This window comes from Streptomyces sp. NPDC096132 (assembly GCF_044763345.1).
Classification (GTDB): Bacteria; Actinomycetota; Actinomycetes; order Streptomycetales; family Streptomycetaceae; genus Streptomyces.
In genome coordinates, this window is the sequence record NZ_JBIWGA010000056.1 from 1 (window position 1) to 22,198 (window position 22,198).

Sequence of the window (22,198 nt, forward strand, 5' to 3'; positions counted from 1 at the left end):
CAGATGGAGGCCGGCATGCCGAACCATTCGGCGGTGCCCAGGTAGAGCATCGACTGCGGGAGCTGGAAGAAGGTCTGGCCTCCGGAGATGCCGGTCAGGACACCTCTCAGGACGATCAGCATGCCGAGGGTGACGATGAAGCCGTTGAGGCCGAAGCGGATGATCAGCAGCGCGTTGATCACACCGACGAGGGCGCCCACGGCGAGGGTGACGGGGATGGCCCAGGCGCCCGGCAGCAGTCCGAGGCCGTGTCCGGCGCCGGTCGGTACCACCAGCCAGGCCGCGACGCCGGGGGCGAGGCCCATGGTGGACTCCAGCGAGAGGTCCATCTTCTTGACGATCAGGATCATCGTCTGGGCGAGGACGAGCAGGGCGATCTCGGACATGGTCTGCAGGACGTTGATGAGGTTGTCCGTCTGCAGGAAGACCGGGTTGACGATCTGGCCGACGATCGCGATGACCACGATCGCGGGGACGAGCGCGAGGTCGCGCAGCCGGGCGAGCGGGATGCGCCCGCCGAACAGTCCGGTCCTCTTCGCCTGCGGCGCGGCGGCCTTGGGGGCGGGGGTGTCCGCGAGGACGGTGTCAGGCATTCAGGTCCACTCCTTCCATCGCGGCGACGAGGTCGTGGTCGTGCCAGCCGCGGGCGATCTGAGAGGTCACTCGGCCCTGGAACATCACCAGGACCCGGTCGCACATGCGCAGGTCGTCGAGTTCGTCGGAGGCGATGAGCACTCCGGTGCCGGTGTCCGCGGTCTCCTCGACCTTGCCGAGGAGGAACTCCTTGGAGCGCACGTCCACGCCCGCGGTCGGGTTGATCAGCACCAGCAGCCGGGGGTCGTCGGCGAGGGCGCGCGCCATGACGACCTTCTGCTGGTTGCCGCCGGACAGCGCGGAGACCGGCAGCTCGGGTCCGGGCGTCTTGATCGCCAGGTTCTCGATCATGGCTTCGGCGAGCCGGTCCCGTCGGCCGCGGCTGAGGAACCCGTTGTCGCCGAGCCGGTGGGGTACGGACAGTGTGGCGTTGTCCGCGATCGACAGGTCGGGCACGAAGCCCTGGTGGTGCCGGTCCTGGGGGACGAAACCGGCGCCCGCGGCGAGCGCGGCGGGCACGCTTCCCGGCCGGGGCCGGTTTCCGGCGATCTCCACCTCGCCGCCGTCCGGAGCCCGCAGTCCTACGACGGTCTCGGCGAGCTCCGTACGACCGCTGCCCGCGGCCCCCGCCAGCCCGACGATCTCGCCCGCGCCCACCTGGAAGGTGACGTCGGTGTAGGTGCCGCCGCTCAGGCCCTTCACGCTCAGCGCTGCCGTCGCGCCGGTGTCGAGGGTGCTCACCCGTTCTTCCCGCCGGCCGGCCGCCGCCTCGCCAGTCATGGCGGCGACGAGTTCGGTGCGGGGGAGTTCTGCGACCGGGGCGGTCAGGATGTGCCGGGCGTCCCGGAACACCGTCACCATGTCGCAGATCTCGTAGATCTCCTGGAGATGGTGGCTGATGAACAGGAAGGTCACGCCCTGGCGTTGCAGGTCGCGGATGCGCTCGAAGAGCCGGTTGATGGCGGCCGCGTCGAGTTGGGCGGTGGGTTCGTCGAGGATGATGAACCGGGCGCCGAAGGACAGCGCACGCGCGATCTCGACGAACTGCCGCTGTTCCACGTCGAGTTCGCCTGCCGGGGTCTGCGGATCCACGTCGACCGACCATGCGGACAGCAGTTCCTGCGCGCGGCGGCGCACACCCTGCCAGCTGATGAGCCGGCTGCGCCCGTGGTCGTGCCGGTTCAGGAAGAGGTTCTCGGCGACGGTCAGCGTGGGGATGATCGTCGACTTCTGGTAGACGCACGCCACGCGTTGCCGCCAGCCGTCGCGGTCGCTGAGCCGCGGGGCGGGTTCACCGCCGAAGGTGACCGTGCCCTCGTCCGGGGCCTGCAGTCCGGTGAGGACGGACACCAGGGTGGACTTGCCGGCCCCGTTGCGGCCGACGAGTGCGTGGGTCTCGCCGGGCCGGATGGTGATCCGGGCGCCGCTGAGGGCCACCGTCGGACCGAATCGTTTGACTATGCCCGTCGCCTCGACGACGGGCGGGCCGGCTGTGGCCCGTCCGTCGTCCGCCGGGGCGGGCGCGGGGGTGACTGATCGCTCCCCGTCGCTCATCTCAACCGCCTTGTACTCGTTAGCCGTTGGGTCCCTGACAGGGGATGTCAGCCGAGGTTGTTGCCCCACAGGGACGTGTCGGTGCTCTTCAGGCTCGGGACACCGCCGTAGGTACCGCCGTCGGCGGTGACCAGCGGGGCGGAGAGCTGGTCCTCCAACAGCCCGTCGCGGACCTGGACGATGGTGCTGTCGTGGTCGGTCTTGCCGGGCTTGAACGTCTTCCCGTCGATCGCGGCCTTCAGGTAGTACAGGGCGTACTTCGCGTAGAGATCGGCCGGCTGGGAGACCGTGGCGTCGATCTTGCCGCTGGCGATGGAGTTCAGCTCCTCCGGAATGCCGTCGTTGGAGACGACGAACACGTGCTTCTTGTCGGACGGGTCGACCAGCAGACCCTTCTGCTTGAGCACCTGGAGCGTGCCGGCCAGGGCGAAGCTGGACTGCATGTAGACGCCCTTGATGTCCGGATTGGCCGTCAGGTCCGTCTGGAGCTTCTGGGCCGCGACGGCGCCGTCCCAGTTGGTGGCCTCGCCGAACACCTTGATGTCCGGGTAGTTCTTCTTCATGCAGTCGTTGAACGCCTCGGTGCGGTCACGGCCGTTGATGGAGTCCAGGCCGCCCTCCAGCATCACGACCTTGCCCTTGCCGCCGAGCTTGGTGCCGAGGTACTGACAGGCCTTCTCGCCGTACGCCCGGTTGTCGGCCCGCACCACCATGAACACCTTGCCGCTGTCCGGGCGGGTGTCGACCGTGACGACGGGGATCTTCTTCGCCTCCAGCTGCGCCAGCGTCGGCGCGATGGCGGCGGTGTCCTGCGGGGCCATCGCGATGCCCTTGACGCCCTGGCTGATGAACGTCTGGGCGTTCGCGGTGAGCTTGGCGACGTCGTTCTGCGAGTTGGTGGTCTTGAGCGAGAGGCCGAGCTCCTTGCCGTACTCCGGCGTGTACTTGATGTACGAGTTCCAGAAGTCGGTGTCGGAGCGCGGGTAGTCGACGCCGACCATCGGTGTGTCGCTCGACGACGCCGAGGTGCTGGAGCCGCCGCCGCACGCGCTGAGCAGCGCCAGTGCGGTCAGGGCGGAGGCGGTGGAGCAGAGGACGTTTCTGAGTCTCATCGGTACTTCCTCGCGCTGGTCCCGGAGCGGGAGATGTTTCGCCTGGGCGACGTCTGTATGTCGCCGCATCGGAGAGATGGGATGTATGTATAGGTGGATCCTGAGGCCGCTGTCTAGTCCCGGGCGAGATCAATGCTTAAGCGCCAGCTCATGGCCTTGCCGGGAAAGGGCTGTGTCCCCCTGAAGGTCGAAACCATCCCATCAATCATGTTCATGCCCGGCCGGGAATCGGTCAGGTCCCCTCGGGGAAACATGCCATGTCTGGGTGACCGCGATGCGGGACAAATCGTGAGAAAATGCTCAAAACGCCTACCTGGGTGGCACTTTCATCCCTGCACGCCCGTTGACATTCCGGGGACACATGGCGGACCTTCATGCGTAACAAGCGGCGCCCCAGGCACGGTGAGCCGCGCCGGCACCTCTTCCCCCTGCCTTCCCCCTGCCCCTTCCGTATCAGGGATGTCTCATGCCCAGTTCGATCAACAGACGCCAGTTCCTGGCCGGCGCCACGTGTGTGGCCGCGGCGGCCGTCGCCGGAGGAGTGTTCGGCGCCGGCAGCGCGCAGGCGGCGCCCAGCACGTACACGCCCGACTGGAACTCGGTAGACCAGCACCCGCCGGCCCCGGAGTGGTTCAAGGACGCCAAGTTCGGCATCTACTTCCACTGGGGCGTCTTCAGCGTCCCGGCGTTCGACAGCGAGTGGTACGGGCGCAACATGTACCAAAGCGGCAGCAACGCCAACAAGCACCACGTGGCGACCTTCGGGCAGCCCTCGGCGTGGCCGTACCACAACTTCATCAACGGAGCGCAGGACCTGGCCGGCAACACCGTGAAGTTCGCGCCCAAGCTGAAGTCGGCGGGCGGGAACTTCGACCCCGACGAGTGGGCGCAGCTGTTCGTCGACGCCGGTGCGAAGTTCGCCGGTCCTGTCGCCGAGCATCACGACGGCTTCTCCATGTGGGACAGCCAGGTCAACGAGTGGAACTCGGTGGACAAGGGGCCGGGGCTGAACCTGCTGCAGCTCTTCACCACGGCCATCCGCGCCAAGAACCTCAAGCTGCTGGTGGCGATGCACCACGCGTACAACTACAACGGCTTCTACGAGTACGCCCCCGCCCAGACGGACCCCAGTCTGAAGAAGCTCTACGGGCAGCTGACCAGGGCGCAGGAGGACCAGCTCTGGTACGACAAGCTCAAGGAGGTCATCGACCGGGCGAAGCCCGACATCCTCTGGCAGGACTTCAAGCTGGACGCCGTCGACGAGACGCAGCGCCTGAACTTCCTGTCGTACTACTACAACCAGGCCAACAGCTGGGGCAAAGAGGTCGTCGCCACCTACAAGGACGGCATGAACGGCAAGGGGGAGGTCTTCGACTACGAGCGCGGCGGCCCCGCCGACCTGACCTCCCCCTACTGGCTCACCGACGACAGCGTCTCCAGCACCAGCTGGTGCTACACCCAGGGCATCGGCTACTACACCGCCCAGCAGATGCTGCACTCGTTCCTCGACCGGGTCAGCAAGAACGGCAACATGCTGCTGAACATCGCGCCGATGGCCGACGGCACCATCCCCCAGGCCCAGAAGGACATCCTGCTCGCCATCGGAGACCACCTGAATCGCTTCGGCGAGTCGGTGTACTCGACCCGCGCGTGGACCACGTACGGCGAGGGCCCGACGAAGATGGGCGGCGGCGCGTTCACCACCCCGCACGCCGGCACCGCGCAGGACATCCGCTTCACCCGCAACAAGGCCGGCACGGTCCTGTACGCCACCGCCCTGGGCTGGCCCGGCAGCTCCCTGACGATCAAGACCCTGAGCTCCGACCGGATCAACCTGTCGTCGCTCACCTCGGTCAAGCTCCTCGACTCCACCGCCGGCACCTACATCGACCTGCCCGCCCCGACCCAGACCTCCTCCGGCCTCACGGTCACTCTCCCCTCCTCGGCGCCCTACAGCGCCAACGCCTACGTCCTGAAGCTCGCGTTCTCCGGCACCATCCCCGGTCTGCGCCCGCTGTCCGGCGCCACCGCCTGCACGGACGTGAACTACGCCGGTGACGCCGCCGTGCTCGCAGCCGGTGACTACACCGCGGCCCAGCTGACAGCGGCCGGCCTGGGCCCCCTCACCATCTCCTCCCTCCGGCTCGCCCCGGGCCACCAGGTCACCGGCTACTCCGGGGACGGCTTCACCGGCACCTCCTGGACCTTCACCGCCGACAACGCCGACCTCCGGGTCACCGGCAACAACGACAAGATCACCTCACTGAAGGTCCAGTTCAACCCGTCGACGTACTTCCGGATCACCAACGTCACCGACGGCCTCGCCCTGGACAGCGGCGGCAACGTCGCCTCGGGCTCGAACCTGAAGCAGTGGAGCTGGGACGGCAGCCCCAACCTCCAATGGCAGGCGGTGGAGGTCGGCGGCGGCTACTACAAGCTGGTCAACCGTACCAACGGCATGGTCGCCGACGGCTGGGGCGCGACGGCCAACGGCTCCGCCGCCCGCCAGGCCGCCTGGAACGGCGGAAACAACCAGCAGTGGACGATCACCCACCGGGGCGACGGCCGCCACTCCATCGCCAACCGCACCACCGGCCTCGTCCTCGACGGCGGCGGCAACGTGGCCTCGGGCTCCGTCACCAAGCAGTGGACCTACGGCAGCAGCACCAACCTGCTGTGGACCTTCACGGCCCTGTGATCCTCGCCGGACGCGATGAGCGGCTGTGGAGGCGTGCCTGGCGCACACCGCCACAGCCGCGGTGGCCGCGACCGAGCCCTCGCATCCAGCGCCGCGCACCGGGCCGGTTTCAGCGGGGCGGTGCGGTCGTTCCCCGGACCACGAGGTGCGGGGCGATGACGTGTTCCCCGGTGGGCGCCCCGTCGCCTTCCAGGCGTGCGATGGCCCGGTCGACGGCGAGGCCGGCGAGACGGGGGATGTCCTGTCCGACGGTGGTGAGGTCGATGTGGGCCAGGCGGGCCAGGTGGCTGTCGTCGAAGCCGACGAGGGAGACGTCGCCGGGGACGGCGATACCGGAGCGGAGGAAGACGTCGAGGACGCCGGTCGCGCACTGGTCGTTGAAGGCCAGTACCGCGGTGGGGCGCGGGCGGGCCGCCGCAAGGGTTCGGGCGGCCTCGGCGCCCTCCGCCTCGGTCAGCCCGCCCGGGAGTACGCGGATGTGTTCGGCCAGGCCATGGCGGTTCATGGCGGTGCGGTAGCCGCGGCGGCGGTCGGCCGCGCCGGGTGCCTTGCCGCCGTCGATGTGAACGATCTCGCGGTGGCCCAGGGCCACGAGGTGGTCCACGGCCTCGCGGGCGCCCTCGGCGTCGGCGGTGCGGACGACCTCCACGCCCGGGACGGACGGCCGTAGCCGCCGGGCGACGGAGACGACCGGCACCTGCCGGGCGAGCTCGGCCAGGCGCGGGGCGGGAGCCTGCGGGCCGAGCAGGATCAGTGCCTCGCAGCGGTCGGCGAGCAGCGTCTCGACGGCGCGCTGCTCGCCGCGCCCGGCGGCCACGGCGCTCAGCGCGATCTGGTACCCGGCCGGTTCGGCAGCCGCGTAGACGCCTTCCACCAGGTCGGCGTGGAAGGGATGCTGAAGGCCGAACTGCACCCCGAGCAGCCGGGACCGGTGGCTGCGCAGCAGCCGCGCCCGGGCGTCCGGACGGTACCCGATCTCCCGCGCGGCTTCGAGGACCCGCTCGCGGGTGGCCTCGCTGGCCCCTTTCGCGCCGCGCATGACGATGGAGACCAGCGCCGTCGACACACCCGCCCGTGCCGCCACGTCGGCGAGCGTCGGTCGTTTCCCGTCCGGGACAGCCGGAGTCGCAGGCATCCGGTCCTCTCCTGGTCGGCTTTGTCTCCTGGGGGCCGAGTGTAAAACGTTCCAGTCCCACGTCTCCGCGGGGGAGTGGTGGCCCGTGCGCTCAGCGCTGCGACGCGGGCTGCCCGGCCGTGGGGGCCTGCCGGATGTCGCGTACGCCGTCAGATGGGTGCGGCGGAGATCGCCCAGGGTGAGCATGCCCTCCGCGCCCTTCCCCTCGCCACGGACGTCATAGCCGTACACCGCCTGGAAGTTGGCCTCTGCGGTGGCGATGGCGCCGTTGCGTCACCAGGAAGATCGTCCACGGCGGGATGCGCGAGGGGTCGTGCAGCTGGGGGTCGCGGGTCAGGGAGCGCAGCAGCTGCGGGGTGCCGATGTCACCGAGGTGATCTTCTCGTGAGCGGCGCGGAAGCCCGGGTCGAAGCGGCGGATCAGACCGGCGTGGGTGCGTGCCGGGGTGACGATCACGACCGCCTCGATCTCCGGGGCGGCGAGCGGCTCACCGATCTCCGTGTACGCCTTGGGGCACTCGAGGCGCTCGGCCAGCGTCTGGGCGGCGCCGGGCGTGGGGTCGGCGACGGCTGCCAGCCGGACGCCGGGCAGGCGGCGTGCCAGGGTCTCGGCTTGGAAGGAGCCCATGCGTCCGGCGCCGACGAGGCCGACCGCGAGGGACTGGGGGGAGGTCATGAACACGTCTCCGTGATCTGCGCCGATCTGCGTCGATCTGCGTTGTGCTGAGACTGTGGTGAGGGCCGTGGTGGTGACGCGAGGGGGACGAGATGTCCCGAGGCCGGCTCGTGTCAGACGGTGAAGGCGGCCCGGAAGCGCTCCAGAGCGGCCTCGCTGTCGGTGGACGCCCATGCCTCCATGGCCACGGTGCCCTCGTAGCCGATGTCCGCCAGAGTCCGGGCGACGGCCGGGTAGTTGATCTCTCCCGTGCCGGGCTCGCAACGGCCCGGTACGTCCGCCACCTGGATCTCCCCAACGAGGCCCGCGCCGTGGGCTTTGCGGACCAGCTCGATCAGGTTTCCCTCGCCGATCTGGGCGTGGTAGAGGTCCAGGTTCATGCGCAGACCCGGCCGGTTCACGGCGGCGACCAGCGCGAGGGTGTCGGCGGCCCTGGCGAACGGCACGCCCGGATGGTCGACCGCGGTGTTGAGGTTCTCCAGGGTGAACACGACCCCGGCGCTCTCACCGAGCTCGGCGATCCGCGTCAGGGTGCGCTGGGCGGCCAGCCACATCTCGCCCGTGGGTTCCCCGTGCACCGGCACCACGGGCAGGCCCTGGCCGTCCAGGCCGGTTCCGTGGAGATTCAGCCGGCCACAGCCCAGGTGCTCGGCCGCTTTGAGCGACTCCTCGGCCGTGCGCAGCAGCTCGGCGGCACCGTCCGCATCGGTGAGGCTGCCGTTCACGTACCCCGTCATCGAGACGAATTCGGCGGGACTCCGGGCGAGGGCGTCGAGGTCGTGCTTCGTCCAGTCCCAGATCTCCACCTGGAAGCCGGCCTCGTGGATACGCCGGGCCCGCTGCTCGATCGGCAGGTCACGGAAGACCATTTCCGCGCAGACCGCCAGTGCGTACATCGCGGCTCTCCTCTCTCCGGACGCTCGGATACTAGAACGTTCTATAGGCACTGAGCAGTACGCCAGCCGCCACCGGACTCTGTCAAGTGCCCGGCGGCCGTGAAGGCTATAACGTTCCAGTCAGCGGGCGGCAAGGAAGGCAGTTCCGCCTGGCCGGGAGAAGTCTCGACGCGCCGTCGCGGCCACGACAGTCCTTCTCGCCACCGGATCGGGGCTCGAAGTGACCGTGGCCTGGAGAACCCGCTGATGCTCCGGCAACCGTCACACGCCTACTGGTTGCCAGTCCTGGTTGGCGCCGCCGTTGGTGGACCACTGGATGATCTTGGCGCCGTCGGCGGTCGATCCGCTCTGCACGTCCGCGCACAGTCCGCTCTTGATGTTGACGAGGCGGTAGTAGCCGTCGGTGGCGGAGGGAACGAGCTTCCACCACTGGTTGCCGCTGTTGGTGTCGGCGTACTGGTCGAGGGCCGTGCCGGCGCTGGTGGAGCCGCCCGGGTTGTCGAGCACCTTGCCGCTGTTGACGTTGGACAGGCGGAAGGAGCCGTCGTAGTCGGGGACCAGCTTCCACCGCTGGTTGGCGCTGCCGGACCAGGCGTACTGGATGACGGCGGCGCCGTTGGAGGTGGAGGCGCCGGAGACGTCCAGCACCTTGCCGCTCTTGCGGTTGACCAGCTTGAAGGGGCCGGTCAGCAGGCCGACGGTGATCGTGGTGCTCGTTCCGGCGGTCAGCGTCACGACGCGGGCGTGATTGCCGAGGGGGGACGTGGTGACCGTGGCTCCGGTACTGAGGGAGGTGATGCCGCGCCGGCAGATGAAGGTGACGTCCTGGTCGATGGCGGAGGTGACGACGACGGTTGCCGTGCGGGCTTCGGTGTCCCAGGTCAGGGACTTGATCGTGAGGCGGCCGCGGCCGCGGACCCCCTTGATGGCGCCCTTGGCGAACTGGTCGGGGAGGGCGGGCAGGATTTCCAGGACACCGGGGCGGGTGTAGACGAGCGCTTCGCCGAGGACGGCGGGGATGGTGTTGGCGGCGTCGCAGTTGTAGATGTCCAGGTTGGGGTTGTGAGAGGTCATCAGTGACCGCCACACCATGTTCTTGCCGTAGATCTTCAGCAGGTTGCCGTAGACGCCGGGGGCGTCCTTGAGGCGGGCGCGGGCCAGGGCCCGGTGGAGGCTGCCGTGGGCGGAGTAGTTCTGGTCGCCGCGCAGGTCCAGGGCCTTGCGGGCATACTTGACGAGGTCGGGTTCGTCCTCGGGGTTGATCTCGTGCAGCGGCCAGGCACCGTACAGGTGCTGGACGTGCCGGTGGTTGTAGCGGTCGGTCAGGCCGGGCCAGGACCATTCGGCCAGGGCACCGCTGCTGTTGACGGTGTAGTCGGGCAGCTTGTTCAGCAGGACGGTCCAGCGTTCCACTCCCTGGCCGCTGCCCTGCTCGACGCCGAGGGTGTCGGCCGCGTCGATGGCGGCCCGCAGGGCGTGCCGGCCGGCCATGATGTCGCCGGTGGCGTTGATGGAGAAGGCCTGGCCCGTGCTGGTCGGGGTGTTCTCCATGGAATAGGAGGGGACGAACACGGCCTTGCCGTTCGAGTCCGTGCGGGTGAGGAAGTCCTCGTAGAACAAGGCGAGTTCCATCAGTGCCGGGCCGAGCCTGTTCTTGAGGAAGTCGGTGTCGCCGGTGATCTCGTAGTGCTCCAGGAGCGGGTGGAGCAGCCAGTCGGCGCCGCCGGTCCAGGCCTGGCCCGGGAAGCTGCCGCTGTTGAAGTGCAGCATGTGTCCGTACTCGCCGTCCGTGCGGGACGGGGCGAAGATGCCGCGGGCGCCGTAGAGGTTGGTGGCGTTGTCGCGCCAGTCGGCCAACTGGCCGAGGATCAGGTCGAAGTAGCCCTGCATGGCATCGCCGAGGTCGAGGATGTTGCCGCCGGCGACTTGCAGGTTGATGTTGGCGTCGGTGGTGAAGTCGTCCGCCCAGGAGCCGTTCCATGTCCCGGTCCAGATGCCGGTGAGGCGTGGGGGCAGGATGCCGCTGGAGCTGACGAAGAGGTAGCGGCCTGAGTCGTACATCCGCTCCAGCAGCGCGATGTCGATGGCGGAGGTGTTGTTGTTCTGCCGGGTGAGCAGCTCGCTGGTGGGCAGCTGCCGGTCGGCGGCGGAGACGTTCAGGTCGATGCTGGAGCGGTCGTACATCGCCTGGTGCCGCGGGGCGTGGAGGCCGAGCAGGGTGGCGTAGTCGGCGGTCAGGCCGGCCAGGGCGGTCTGCAGGGGCTGGGAGTTCCAGCCGGTCGAGGTCTCGTACCGGCCGAGCTTGGTCATCAGCAGCACCTTGGTGGCCCTGGCGACCACGAGGGTCTGCCCGTTGGCCGTGACCGAGGCGTTGCCGCCGGAGACGACGACCCGGGTGACGCCCTCGTACCCGTAGGCGCCCCCGGACGGATAGGTGCCGCGCAGGTTCAGATACCCGTCGCCGTTGCTCACCGTGGCGGTGGTGGAGAAGGAGACGCTGGTCGGGACGCCGTCGAGAGCGGTGTTGACGCTGAGGGTGGTGTCGACCGTGCGGCCGGTGGCGGCCTGCAGTTCGTGGACGATGACGTCGTCGGCGCGGGAGACGAACAGGCGGCGCCGCCAGGTTCCGTAGCTGTCGGTCCAGGTGTGGGTGAGCTCGCCGGTGCGGAAGTCGGTGATGCGGGCGAAGTCGTTGACGGTCGTCATGCCCGGGGTGCTGAGCTGCAGCTCGTAGCCCGGGTGGAAGGTCTGCGTCCAGCGCAGGCTCCAGCCATTGGCGAATGTCGAGGCCGCTCCGGAGTAGTCGCCGGCCAGCGCTTTGTCCCGGGCGGCTTCCAACTGACCTGAGAGCACGGGGGGCATCACACTCCGGCTGCCGTTGGGCAGCACGAACCGGTGGTGATTGACGATCAGTTTTTCCAGGGTCGGTGCCCCGTGGTAGACGGCGCCGTATTCGCCGTTGCCGCTCAGGAAACCGTCGGTCCAGGTCGAGGCGGTGGCGTTGTCCCAGATGCCTCGTTCCGGGAGCGTGACCTGGGGCGGGACCGCTGCGCCGGCTCGGTCGGCGCACATGAGACCGGGCAGGGCCGTGGTGCCGGCGGTCAGGGCCACGGCGGTGAGGAAGCGTCGGCGGTTGAGGGCGCTGTGGGGCAGTTCCATGGTGTGAAACTCCGTTGGTTTTCGGTGGGCGCGGCTCGGCAGGAGGCGAAGGGGTGGGGTGGGGGGACGGGCGGCGCTGCAGTACGGCAGGGCGGCACGGTCCTGGCAGGGCGGGGCAGCGCTCCGGTGCGCCCGTTCCAAGACATTGGATGGATTAAGAATGATCGATGGGGTCCGTGTCTAGTAGTGCGACTGATTTTCGCAAAAATCGGCGAGAGGCGCGCGCGCTGAGAGTCGCCGTCGAGATATAGACATGGGATGTCTTAAAGGTCCCGCTAGGGAGCTTCGAGTTTGCGAATCGCTGCCCGAAGCGTTGACGACGGCGCGCCCGACGTCTACGTTGCTCAGTCGAAAACCAACAAGGTCCAACATTTCTGCAAGCCTTGCGGCGCCGTCGCGTCTCCTCTCCCCGAAGGAACCCCATGTTCCGTCGCGCCCGTCTCCTCCTGCTGGCCGCACTCATGAGCCTGGTCGGGCTCCTGGCGGTCGGTACGCCTGTCCAAGCAGCCTCCGTCACGCTCCTCAACGCGACCCAGTTCACCGACAACACCGGAGCGGTGGTCCACGCCCACGGCGGCGGGGTGATCAGAGTCGGCTCGTACTACTACTGGTTCGGTGAGAACCGGAACGCCGACAACACGTTCAAGGCCGTCTCGGTCTACCGCTCGACGGACCTGAAGACCTGGGAGTTCCGACGCGACGTCCTGACCCAGTCCAGTGATCCGGAGCTGGCGGTCGCCAACATCGAGCGGCCGAAGGTCATCTTCAACAGCACGACCGGCAAGTTCGTGATGTGGATGCACAAGGAGAACGGCGGCGACTACAACGAGGCCCGGGCCGCGGTCGCCGTCTCCGACACCGTCGACGGCGACTACACCTGGCAGGGCAGCTTCCGGCCGCTCGGCTACATGTCCCGGGACATCACGCTGTTCCGCGACGACGACGGCACCGGCTACATGATCTCGGCCGCCAACAACAATCGCGACCTGCACGTCTACCGCCTCACCGGCGACTATCTGGGCGTGGAGAGCCGGGTGCAGCTGCTGTGGCCGGGCCAACTCCGCGAGGCGCCGGCCATGTTCAAGCGCGACGGTGTCTACTTCCTGCTCACCTCCGGCGCCACCGGTTGGAATCCCAACCAGCAGAAGTACGCCACCGCCTCCAGCGTGACCGGTACCTGGAGCGCCCTGCAGAACGTCGGCGACGCGACTGCCTACGGCTCCCAGACGGCGTACGTCCTGCCGGTCCAGGGCACTGCGAGGACCGAGTACCTCTACATGGCAGACCGCTGGGGCAATTCCTTCGGGCAGAACGTCAACGCGTCCAAGTACGTATGGCTGCCGCTGGAGTTCCCCACCGACACCACGATGACCATGGACTGGTTCCCCCAGATCGCCATCGACACCGCCGCCGGCACGGTGGACGGCGTCGGCGGCCCGTGGGAGTCGCTCACCGCGCGCCACAGCGGCAAGTGCCTCGACGTGCCCGGCAAGTCGGCGGACGACGGCGTCCAGCTCACCCAGTACACCTGCAACGGCGGCATGAACCAGGCCTACTGGTTCAAGGACATGGGCGGAGCATACGTCCAGCTCATGGCCGAGCACAGCGGCAAGTGCCTCGACGTGTCCGACAACTCCACCTCCAACGGCGCCCCGGTCGTCCAGTGGCCCTGCTCTTCCGGCACCAACCAGCAGTGGCAGCTCCAGGACGCCGGTCAGGGCCACGTGCGTCTTGTCTCCCGTTCCAGCGGAAAGTGCCTGGACATCAGTGGGGCCTCCACAGCCAACGGCGCCAAGCTGATCCAGTGGACCTGCGGCACCGGCACCAACCAGCAGTTCCAACGCCACACCGGCTGACCGGCCGACCAAGAGCGCGGTCAGACGGAGCTGCTCCTGGGCGCGTGGCTCGGGTCCGCCGCCCAGGACGCCAGCATGCGCAGGCTGTCATGGGTGGGCGTGCCGGACTCGGCGGTCCACACGATGATCTGCAGGTCGGGGTCGGCGGCCCAGGTGACGGCGTTCCAGTCGAGATGGAGGTCCCCCACCACGGGGTGACGCAGGTGCTTGGTCCCGGTGTCCCGGACGGCGACGTCGTGGGCGGCCCACCACTGGCGGAACCGGTCGTCCCGGACAGAGAGCTCGCCCACCAGAGCGGCGAGCCGCGCGTCCCCGGGGTTGTTCGCGTTGTGCATCCGCATCTGGGCGATGGCCAGCCGGGTGACGCCCTCCCAGTCCGCGTACAGCTCGCGCATCGCGGGGTCGGTGATGAGCAGCCTGATGAAGTAGCGCCGATTCTCGGGAATCTCGCCGAAGTCGGTGATCAGGGCGGCCCCCATGGTGTTCCAGGCGACGATCTCGGTGCGTGGCCCGATCACGAACGCGGGGGTGTGCGCCATGTCGTCGAGCATGCGGTGCAACTGCGGCTGTGCCTTGGGGCGTGGCTGCCGGCGGTGCGTGCGGAATGCGTCCTTGGCCGCGAGCTCGTACAGGTAGGCGCGCTGATCGTCGTCCAGGCGCAGCACCCGGGCCAGGGACTCCAGTACGGACTGCGAGGGCTGGATACGGCCCTGTTCGAGGCGGGCGTAGTAGTCGGTGCTGATGGCCGCCAGTACGGCGATCTCCTCACGTCGCAGGCCCGCCACGCGCCGCGGGCCGCCGTCGGGCAGGCCGACGGCGGCCGGGTCGAGTTCGGCGCGGCGCGCCTTGAGGAATTCCCCCAGATCATGGCGGTGAGGATCGCGGTGCATGCCATCACCCTGACATCGAGGAGCCGTCTTGTCAGGGGGAGGGATTTGTCCCTGGAAGCCCTCGGCCGCCCTGCGGGTTCAGCGTTTGAGCGGTGGTGCGGGGTGTCAGGCGAGCGCCTTGACGACTTCCGGGGCCAGCGGAACGGCCGAGGCGGGGTTCTGGCCGGTGATCAGGGTGCGGTCCACCTCAAGGTGGGGGGCGAGGTTTTCCTCGCCCTTGCGGTAGTCCGCGCCGACCTCGGAGACGAGGCGGTCCTGGAGCAGCCACTTCGCCCGGTCGGCGAGGCCGTGGCAGACCAGCGACACGATCTTGCCGGAGGCGAGCCAGTCGTTCACGCGATCTCGTAGCCGGCCTCCTTGAAGACGCCGTACGGACCGATGGCCTCCTCGGCCCAGAAGCCGGCCGGCTGCTCGAACCCGTCGGCCAGGGTCCAGTGGTCGGCGGCGGTGACGAGGAAGAGGATCTTCGCCATGGGGTGTTCCCTCGGGGGAGCGCGGGCGGTCAGTTGTTCGCGGCCTGCTGGACGACGTGGCTGTCGGCGGCCTGCACCAGGTGGGTGAGCTTGCCGTCGCCGACCGTCCACAGGTGGATGAAGCGGGCGTCCGACTCCTCGCCGGACTTGGACACGGCGTGGTAGTGACCACGGACGAAGATGTGCTCACCGGCGTCGTAGAAGTCCTCGGCCACCGCGCCGAAGGAGGTGAAGCGGGGCGCGAGCCGGCCGAAGAAGTCACCGCCGGCGCTCGCCCAGGTCTGGTAGACGCCGCCGTAGGGGAAGCCGGGGGTGATGTCCCAGACGATGTCGGGGTCGATGACCTCGGCGACCACGTCCGGGGCCATGCCGGAGTCGTAGAGCCGGCGGACGAGAGCGAGGTTCGGGGAGTCGGACATGATGCTGCTCCTTTTGGTGTCAGGGTGCGGGGGGCGGTTCTCGGGTTCAGGCGGCGAGGGCCGCGCGGCCGGCGAGGAAGAACGCGGTTTGCCGCGCGACGCGGGCGCCGAGGCTCTCGGCGGTGGCGATGTCCGACTTGTGGACCGCCTCCGGACCAGCATCGACCGGGGTCTGGGCGCCCGCCCCGACGAAGTAGCCCAGACGGTTGACGTCGTCCTCGCTGCCCTCGGTGGAGGCCCAGCCCGGCTGCAGGCCGAGGCTGATCCAGTGCATGCCGTGCTGGGCGGCCATCGTGAAGAAGTAGCCCAGGGTCGAGGACTTGTCGCCGTTCTTGGCGCCGGAGTTGGTGAAACCGGCGGCGATCTTGTCGGCCCAGGTCTGCGTGTACCAGCGCTTGCTGCTGGCCTCGGCGAAGGTGTGGAATGCGGCGGACGCCGTGCCCATGTAGGTGGGGGCACCGAAGACGATCGCGTCGGCGGCGTCCAACTGCGCCCACTGCTCGTCGGTGATCGTGTCCACGGGGATGGAGATCACCTCGGCACCGGCTTCCGCGGCACCGCGCGCCACCGCCTCGGCCATGACAGCGGTGTGCCCGTAGCCGGAGTGGAACGCGACGGCGACCGTGGGACGGGAGATGGAGGACATGGGGGTATTACTCCTCGAAAAGGATTGGGTGAATCGTGCTCTGGAAGAATGGCACGGAATTCCGCAGCGAAGGGAGGAAGGATTTGTCCCCGGTCGGGATTTGTTCCTGGCCGGGAGGAAAGTGAAGGAGGCTGTGCCGGAAATCGCGCAGCCCCTTTGTGTTGGGCGTCCCCCTGTCATTTCAGGAGAGGAGGCGCAGCCCCTCATAACGGCCAGTGTGCGGTGTCCGCCACTCGGCTGGGTAGGAGGGTTTTATCCCTGGATACGTCTCTCCTGGCGTGCAATTCTGACGATCCCATGGTGGCCTCGCGGGACACGACTCTGAAGCTCGTACTCCGCTGAACAACGGCTCTTCATTCCTCCAGGAGAAGCACCTTGCTCGGTCTCGAACTTGTCGTGGTCCTGGGCGTGGCCGTGCTGGTGGGCAACGCCGTGGGTCGGCGCCTCGGCATCGCCCCGCCCGTCGTCCTGCTCGTGACAGGAGTGCTCCTGGGGTTCATCCCGGCGGTGCGGGAGGCGCAACTGCCCCCGGAGGTCGTGCTGTTGCTGTTCCTCCCGGTGCTGCTGTACTGGGAGAGCCTGACCACCTCGCTGCGGGAGATCCGCACCAACCTGCGCGGCATCGTGCAGCTGAGCACCGTACTCGTGATCCTCACCGCCTGGGCCGTCGCGGCGGCCGGGCACGCCCTCGGGCTGCCCTGGGGACCGGCGTGGGTGCTCGGCGCGGCCATGGCCCCGACGGACGCGACGGCGGTCGGCGTCCTCGCCGGCGCCCTGCCGCGCCGTCAGGTCACCGTCCTGCGCGCGGAGAGCCTGGTGAACGACGGCACGGCCCTGGTCGTCTACGGTCTCGCCGTCGGCATCACGGTCGGCGAGGAGCACCTGAGCGTCCCACACGTCGGCGGGCTGTTCCTGCTCGCGTACGGCGGTGGAGCGGCCGTGGGTGTCGCGGTCGCCTGGGTCAACACGAACCTGCGGCGCCGGCTGAAGGACCCCCTGCTCGGCAACCTCGTCATGATCCTGGCGCCGTTCACGGCGTATCTGCTCGCCGAGTTGGTCGAGGCCTCCGGTGTCCTCGCGGTGGTCGTCAGCGGTCTGATCATGACGCAGGTCGCCCCACGCATCATCCCGGCCGCCCACCGCACGCAGGCACTGGCGTTCTGGCCACTGGCCACCTTCATCATCAACGGGGCGCTGTTCGTCCTGGTCGGGGTGGAGCTGCAGTACGCGGTCCGCGACCTGGGCCGTGCCGATGTCCGGGATGCGCTGATCGCGGTCGGTGTCATCTGCGGGGTGATCGTCGCCGTACGCTTCGCGTTCCTGTACGCCTCCACCTACCTGGTCCGCGCACTCGACCGCCGTCCCCAGCAACGCCGGCTCCGGGTCGGTCACCGGACCCGGGTGGTCAACGGGCTGGCCGGGTTCCGGGGCGCGGTCTCGCTCGCGATGGTGCTCTCGGTGCCGCAGGCGCTCGACTCGGGCGAGCCGTTCCCCGACCGCAACTTCATCGTCTTCGTCACCTCCGGCGTCATCCTCGTGACGCTGGTGGTGCAAGGGCTTCTGCTGCCGGTGGCGGTGCGCTGGGCCAAGCTGCCACCCGACACCTCGGTCGACGACGAGCACGACCTCGCCGAGACCGCCGCCATCGAGGAGGCGATCAAGGCGATGCCCCGACTCGCCGCCGACCTGCGGTCCGAACCGAAGATCGTCGAGTGGCTGCGCCAGGAGTACGAGGCACATCTGGCGTCCGTCCGGGCCAGAAGTGCGGGTGCCCACGACGACCCCGCGGTGCTCCGGCACCAGGACTACCTCGCGCTGCGCCTGGCCCTCATCGCCAACAAGCGAGCCACCGTCGTCCGACTGCGCGACGAGCGGCAGATCGACGACACCGTACTGCGCCGGCTGCAGGCCGCCCTCGACAGCGAAGAAGTCCGCCTGTCGGGAGGCGCGGCGGTCGAATGACTCGTCCCCGAGGAGGAACACGCACCCCCCGTGCACGCACCGCCATCGGCCGGATACGCGGCGAAATGCCCCGGTGTGATCTGGAACATGCGTGATACGTGACATATGCACTCATCGCCGGTTGTGGGTAGCTTGAGCCTCTGTCCTGTGCACGGCGTTGCGTCATCGCGTGCACCGCCCATTGATCCCTTGCCCCGGAGACCCATGCGCCCCCGAATAGCCTCCGTGCCGCCCCTCGCCCTGACGGGCGGCGCGCTGACCGTCGGTGTCGGTGCTCTGTATCTGGCCGGGCTGCTGCTCACGGGCGGTGAGATCGAGGCCGGTACGACAGTGCGCGGGGTGGATATCGGGGGCCTCAGCCGTACCGAGGCCATCCGCAAGCTGGACGACCACCTGGCGGCGGCCGGCTCGCGGGAGCTGGCCGTGAAGGTCGGCGACCGCAGCGGCACCGTCGACCCGCGACAGGCCGGGCTCACCTTCGACGCCGAGCAGACCGTCGACCGGGCGGCGCGCACCGCATCGGACCCGTTCAGTGTGATCGGCGGGTTCTTCCGCTCGGGGAGTGACATGGAGCCGGTCGTACGCCTCGACGAGGACAAGGCCCGCACTGCTCTCGGCAAGCTGGCGAAGACGCTCGACCAGAAGGTCCGCGACGGCGCCGTCACCTTCGAGGACGGCCAGGTCGAGCAGGTCGCTCCGCACAGTGGTTACGCACTGGACGTGGACTCCGCGGTCGACACCCTGCGGACCTCCTTCCTGCACGGCGCGGTCAACACGGTCACGACCCTGCCCGCCCGCGAGACCGACCCGAAGGTCACGGCGGCGGAGGTGCGGCGGGCGGTGCGCGACTTCGCGCAGCCGGCCATGTCGGCTCCCGTCACGCTCACCACGGGCGGCAAGCGGTTCACGATCGGCCAGACCGTGCTGGGCGAATACCTGACGATGCGGCCGGACGACTCCGGCCGGCTGATTCCGAAGCTGGACGGCAAGGGCCTGCGCTCCGCACCCGCGGTGGCCCAGCCCCTGACCGGCATCACCACCACGCCTGAGAACGCCAGGCTGCGGCTGGACGGCGACCAGGTCGTGGTGGCCGACGACGCCCGGATCGGCGTACAGATCACCGACAAGGCGCTGAGCAAGGCCGTGCTGCCACTGCTCACCAAGGCGGGCGCCGCCCGTACCGGGGAAGTGGCCGCGCGACGGACCGAGCCGGAGGTGACCCGCGAGAACGCGGCGCGGCTGGGGCTGAAGGAGAAGATGTCCTCCTTCACCGTCAACTTCGAACCGGCCGCGTACCGCACGAAGAACATCGGGCGGGCCGCGCAGCTCATCAACGGCTCCGTCGTCATGCCCGGCGAGACCTGGAGCTTCAACCGGACCGTGGGCCGGCGCACCGAGGCCAATGGTTTCGTCGAGGGCATCATGATCCTCGACGACCAGTTCACCAAGGCGGCCGGCGGGGGTGTTTCCGCCATGGCCACGACCGTGTTCAACGCGATGTTCTTCGCCGGGGTCAAGCCCGTGGAGCACGGCGCCCACTCCTTCTACATCGAGCGGTACCCGGAGGGCCGTGAGGCGACGGTCGCCTGGGGCAGCCTCGATCTCAGGTTCACCAACGACTCCGGCAACGCCATCTACATCCAGGCCGAGTCCACCGACACCTCGGTGACCGTCAGCTTCCTCGGAACCAAGAAGTACGACGAGATCACGTCGGTCAAGGGGCCTCGGACCAACGTGAAGCCGCCGGAGCAGAAGGTGAGCGCCGACGAGAAGTGCGTGCCGCAGACCCCGCTCGAGGGCTTCGACGTCACCGTCGAGCGGGTCTTCCACAACGATGGCAAGGAAGTGAAGCGGGAGCCGTTCCGCACGCATTACACCCCGCGTGACGAGATCACCTGCGAAGCCACCCACTGAGGCGGCGAAGACGACCGTACGGCCTGCCCCGTGCCCCGCGCCCCCTGCCCCGGGGCAGGCGTGAAGAGCAAGGGCGACGTGGCAGGGGTGATACTGGTAGCGACCCGGACGTCAGGGCGTAGCGGGATTGCGGCGATGCGAGGAGCGCCTTCCTTCAACGATGTGACCAGCGGGGCCGCGCGGGATGCGGGCGGCTGGCTGGGAGCGCTGCCCGTCTCCGTCCTCGCCACGGACGCGTCCGGAATGATCGTGCGCTGGGACCGCACCGCGCAGGATCTGCTCGGCTATCCGTCCCGGGAGGTGCTGGGCCGCCACATCGCCGAGTTGCTGCACCCCGGAGCGGACCGGAGCCTGGGCCGCTCGCTGTGGGACCGCGCGGTCACCGGCCGCGGCGTGACGGGCACCGTGACCGCCTGGCACCGTACCGGCCGCCCTCTGGAGCTGGAGATCTGGGCCGCACCGGTCCCGGCCCGTACCCGCGGTGGCACCACCGTGCTGGTGTTCGCCGCCGATGCCCACGCCGCGAGCTCCATCCGCGGTTCCTCCGCGGTCTGGGACGGGCTCTTCGCCCGCTCCCCGGTCGGTATCGCCATCCTGGACACCCAACTGCGCTTCCTTCGTGTCAACCCCGCCCTGGAGGCCATGAACGGGCTGCCCCAGGCCGCCCACGTCGGGCGCCGCCCGGTGGAAGTGCTGCCGGGTGTGAACGCGGCCGACATGGAAGCCGCCATGCGCCAGGTCCTCGACACCGGGCAGCCGGTCCTCGACGCACGCCGCACGGGGCGCACCCCGGCCGACCCCGACCGCGACCACGTGTGGTCCTGCTCCTACGTGCGTCTGGAAGATCCCGACGGCGAGCCCATCGGCCTGACCGCCACCCTGATCGACATCACCCTCCGGCAGCAGGCCCAGCTCGAGGCCGAAGCGGGCCGACGCCGCCTGGCCCTGGTCAACGAAGCCACCTCCAAGATCGGCACCAGCCTCGATCTGGAGCGCACCGCGCAGGAACTCGCCCACGCCGCCGTCCCCGACCTCGCCGACACCGTCACGGTCGACATCCTGGACAGCCTCGCCACCAGCAGCGAACTCGGCCCCGGACTCGTCGGCGGCTCAGCCCTGCGCCGCCTCGGCAAAGCCCCACAGACCGGCTCGGTCGTCTCGGACCTCCTGGCCCCGCTCGGTCGCACCCTCACGTTCCCCGCCAACGCTCCCTACACACAGACCCTCGCCGAACGCCGCCCCTTCGTCATCGCCTGTTTCGACGAGCGGGCCATCGCCCCCGCAGCCCGCCACACCGCCACCCCCGCCGAGCTCCTGAAACACGGCGTGCACTCGTTCATGATGGTGCCGCTCCTCGCCCGCGGCATGGTCCTGGGCCTGGCCACCTGCTACCGCAGCAGGCCCCTGGGACCGTTCACCGACGACGACGTCGCCCTCGCCGGCGAACTCGCCTCCCGTGCCGCGGTGTGCGTGGACAACGCCCGCCTCTACCATCGCGAGCACGACACCGCCCTCATCCTCCAGCGCAGCATGCTGCCCCAGCACATCACCCCGCCCTCCGGCATCGAAGTGGCCCACCGTTATGTGCCCGCCGGCGACGTCAACGAAGTGGGCGGTGACTGGTACGACGTGATCCGCCTCGAAGGCGGCAAGGCCGCACTCGCCATCGGCGACGTCATGGGACACGGCACGACGGCCGCGGCCGTCATGGGCCGTCTCTCAGCCAGCGTCCGGGCCCTCGCCCGCCTCGACCTCGACCCGCGCGAACTCTTCCACCACCTCGAGGCCGCGCTGGAGGATCTCTCGGCGCCGATGCTCGCCACCTTCCTGTACGCCGTCGTCGACCCCGCGAACGGCCTGTGCCGCATCACCCGCGCCGGGCATCCCCCGCCCGCCGTGGTCGCACCCGACGGCACCGCACGGCTTCTCGACGTGCCCCCCGGCACCCCGCTCGGCGTCGGCGGCACCCGCTTCACCACCACCGACACCCTCCTCGAGCCCGGCAGCCTCCTGCTGCTGTACACCGACGGCCTGGTCGAAGCCCGCGGCAGCGACATCGACGAGCGCCTCGCCGAACTCACCCACCTCCTCACCCAGCCCTCGCCCTCCCTCGAGCAGCTGTGCGACACACTGCTCACCCACCTGGTGCCGGCCTCCGCCGACGACGACATCGCCCTCCTCGCCGCACGCCTCCGTAGGCCAACGACGTGACCTC

The 22,198-nt window shown here is 69.2% G+C and carries 15 protein-coding genes and 1 pseudogene; 5 read left to right on the forward strand and 11 right to left on the reverse strand.

Annotated features, from left to right (window positions below):
• The 3 genes from ACIRF9_RS50730 to ACIRF9_RS50740 form a co-directional block, all read right to left on the reverse strand.
• The coding region (locus ACIRF9_RS50730; RefSeq protein WP_403837215.1) for an ABC transporter permease at positions 1-593 on the reverse strand (593 nt) is incomplete at its 3' end.
• Entirely contained in the window at positions 586-2,148 is a 1,563-nt protein-coding gene (locus ACIRF9_RS50735; RefSeq protein ID WP_403837216.1) for a sugar ABC transporter ATP-binding protein, read from the reverse strand. The genes ACIRF9_RS50735 and ACIRF9_RS50730, both read right to left, overlap by 8 nt.
• A gap of 47 nt (positions 2,149-2,195) precedes the next feature.
• Entirely contained in the window at positions 2,196-3,260 is a 1,065-nt protein-coding gene (locus ACIRF9_RS50740; protein ID WP_403837217.1) for a sugar ABC transporter substrate-binding protein, read from the reverse strand.
• Positions 3,261-3,726: 466 nt separating this feature from the next.
• Between ACIRF9_RS50740 and ACIRF9_RS50745 the strand changes: the two genes are divergently transcribed.
• Positions 3,727-5,958, forward strand: coding sequence for an alpha-L-fucosidase (locus ACIRF9_RS50745; protein WP_403837218.1), 2,232 nt, complete (start codon positions 3,727-3,729; stop codon positions 5,956-5,958).
• A gap of 109 nt (positions 5,959-6,067) precedes the next feature.
• Here ACIRF9_RS50745 and ACIRF9_RS50750 read toward each other — a convergent pair whose 3' ends face one another.
• The 4 genes from ACIRF9_RS50750 to ACIRF9_RS50765 form a co-directional block, all read right to left on the reverse strand.
• A complete protein-coding gene (locus ACIRF9_RS50750) occupies positions 6,068-7,093 on the reverse strand; it encodes a LacI family DNA-binding transcriptional regulator (RefSeq protein ID WP_403837219.1) in 1,026 nt (341 codons plus the stop codon).
• Between the two features lie 333 nt (positions 7,094-7,426).
• On the reverse strand, positions 7,427-7,768 hold the full coding sequence (locus tag ACIRF9_RS50755) for a Gfo/Idh/MocA family protein (RefSeq protein ID WP_403837220.1): 342 nt from the start codon (positions 7,766-7,768) through the stop codon (positions 7,427-7,429).
• Positions 7,769-7,881: 113 nt separating this feature from the next.
• Positions 7,882-8,664, reverse strand: coding sequence for a TIM barrel protein (locus tag ACIRF9_RS50760; protein WP_403837221.1), 783 nt, complete (start codon positions 8,662-8,664; stop codon positions 7,882-7,884).
• Between the two features lie 261 nt (positions 8,665-8,925).
• On the reverse strand, positions 8,926-11,823 hold the full coding sequence (locus tag ACIRF9_RS50765; RefSeq protein WP_403837222.1) for a glycosyl hydrolase family 95 catalytic domain-containing protein: 2,898 nt from the start codon (positions 11,821-11,823) through the stop codon (positions 8,926-8,928).
• A 422-nt stretch (positions 11,824-12,245) separates the two neighbouring features.
• On the opposite strand from ACIRF9_RS50765, the gene ACIRF9_RS50770 reads away from it, so the two are divergent.
• On the forward strand, positions 12,246-13,679 hold the full coding sequence (locus ACIRF9_RS50770) for an RICIN domain-containing protein (RefSeq protein ID WP_403837223.1): 1,434 nt from the start codon (positions 12,246-12,248) through the stop codon (positions 13,677-13,679).
• Positions 13,680-13,699: 20 nt separating this feature from the next.
• Here the strand turns inward: ACIRF9_RS50770 and ACIRF9_RS50775 are convergent, their stop codons facing one another.
• From ACIRF9_RS50775 to ACIRF9_RS50790, 4 genes and pseudogenes are all read right to left on the reverse strand, one after another.
• On the reverse strand, positions 13,700-14,569 hold the full coding sequence (locus tag ACIRF9_RS50775; protein ID WP_403837224.1) for a helix-turn-helix transcriptional regulator: 870 nt from the start codon (positions 14,567-14,569) through the stop codon (positions 13,700-13,702).
• 105 nt (positions 14,570-14,674) lie between these two features.
• A pseudogene (locus ACIRF9_RS50780) lies at positions 14,675-15,042 on the reverse strand (hypothetical protein).
• 29 nt (positions 15,043-15,071) lie between these two features.
• Positions 15,072-15,461 carry a nuclear transport factor 2 family protein gene (locus ACIRF9_RS50785; RefSeq protein ID WP_403837225.1) on the reverse strand — a complete coding sequence of 130 codons (390 nt, stop codon included), beginning with the start codon at positions 15,459-15,461 and terminating at the stop codon, positions 15,072-15,074.
• A gap of 46 nt (positions 15,462-15,507) precedes the next feature.
• The gene (locus ACIRF9_RS50790; RefSeq protein WP_403837226.1) at positions 15,508-16,107 is read right to left on the reverse strand and encodes a flavodoxin family protein; all 600 of its coding nucleotides are present in this window, start codon (positions 16,105-16,107) and stop codon (positions 15,508-15,510) included.
• Between the two features lie 375 nt (positions 16,108-16,482).
• Between ACIRF9_RS50790 and ACIRF9_RS50795 the strand changes: the two genes are divergently transcribed.
• From ACIRF9_RS50795 to ACIRF9_RS50805, 3 genes are all read left to right on the forward strand, one after another.
• Entirely contained in the window at positions 16,483-18,069 is a 1,587-nt protein-coding gene (locus ACIRF9_RS50795) for a Na+/H+ antiporter (protein ID WP_403837227.1), read from the forward strand.
• 204 nt (positions 18,070-18,273) lie between these two features.
• Positions 18,274-19,983, forward strand: a complete 1,710-nt coding sequence (locus tag ACIRF9_RS50800; RefSeq protein WP_403837228.1) for a VanW family protein — start codon at positions 18,274-18,276, stop codon at positions 19,981-19,983.
• Between the two features lie 135 nt (positions 19,984-20,118).
• Positions 20,119-22,194 carry a SpoIIE family protein phosphatase gene (locus ACIRF9_RS50805; protein WP_403837229.1) on the forward strand — a complete coding sequence of 692 codons (2,076 nt, stop codon included), beginning with the start codon at positions 20,119-20,121 and terminating at the stop codon, positions 22,192-22,194.
• The last annotated feature ends 4 nt before the right edge of the window (positions 22,195-22,198 follow it).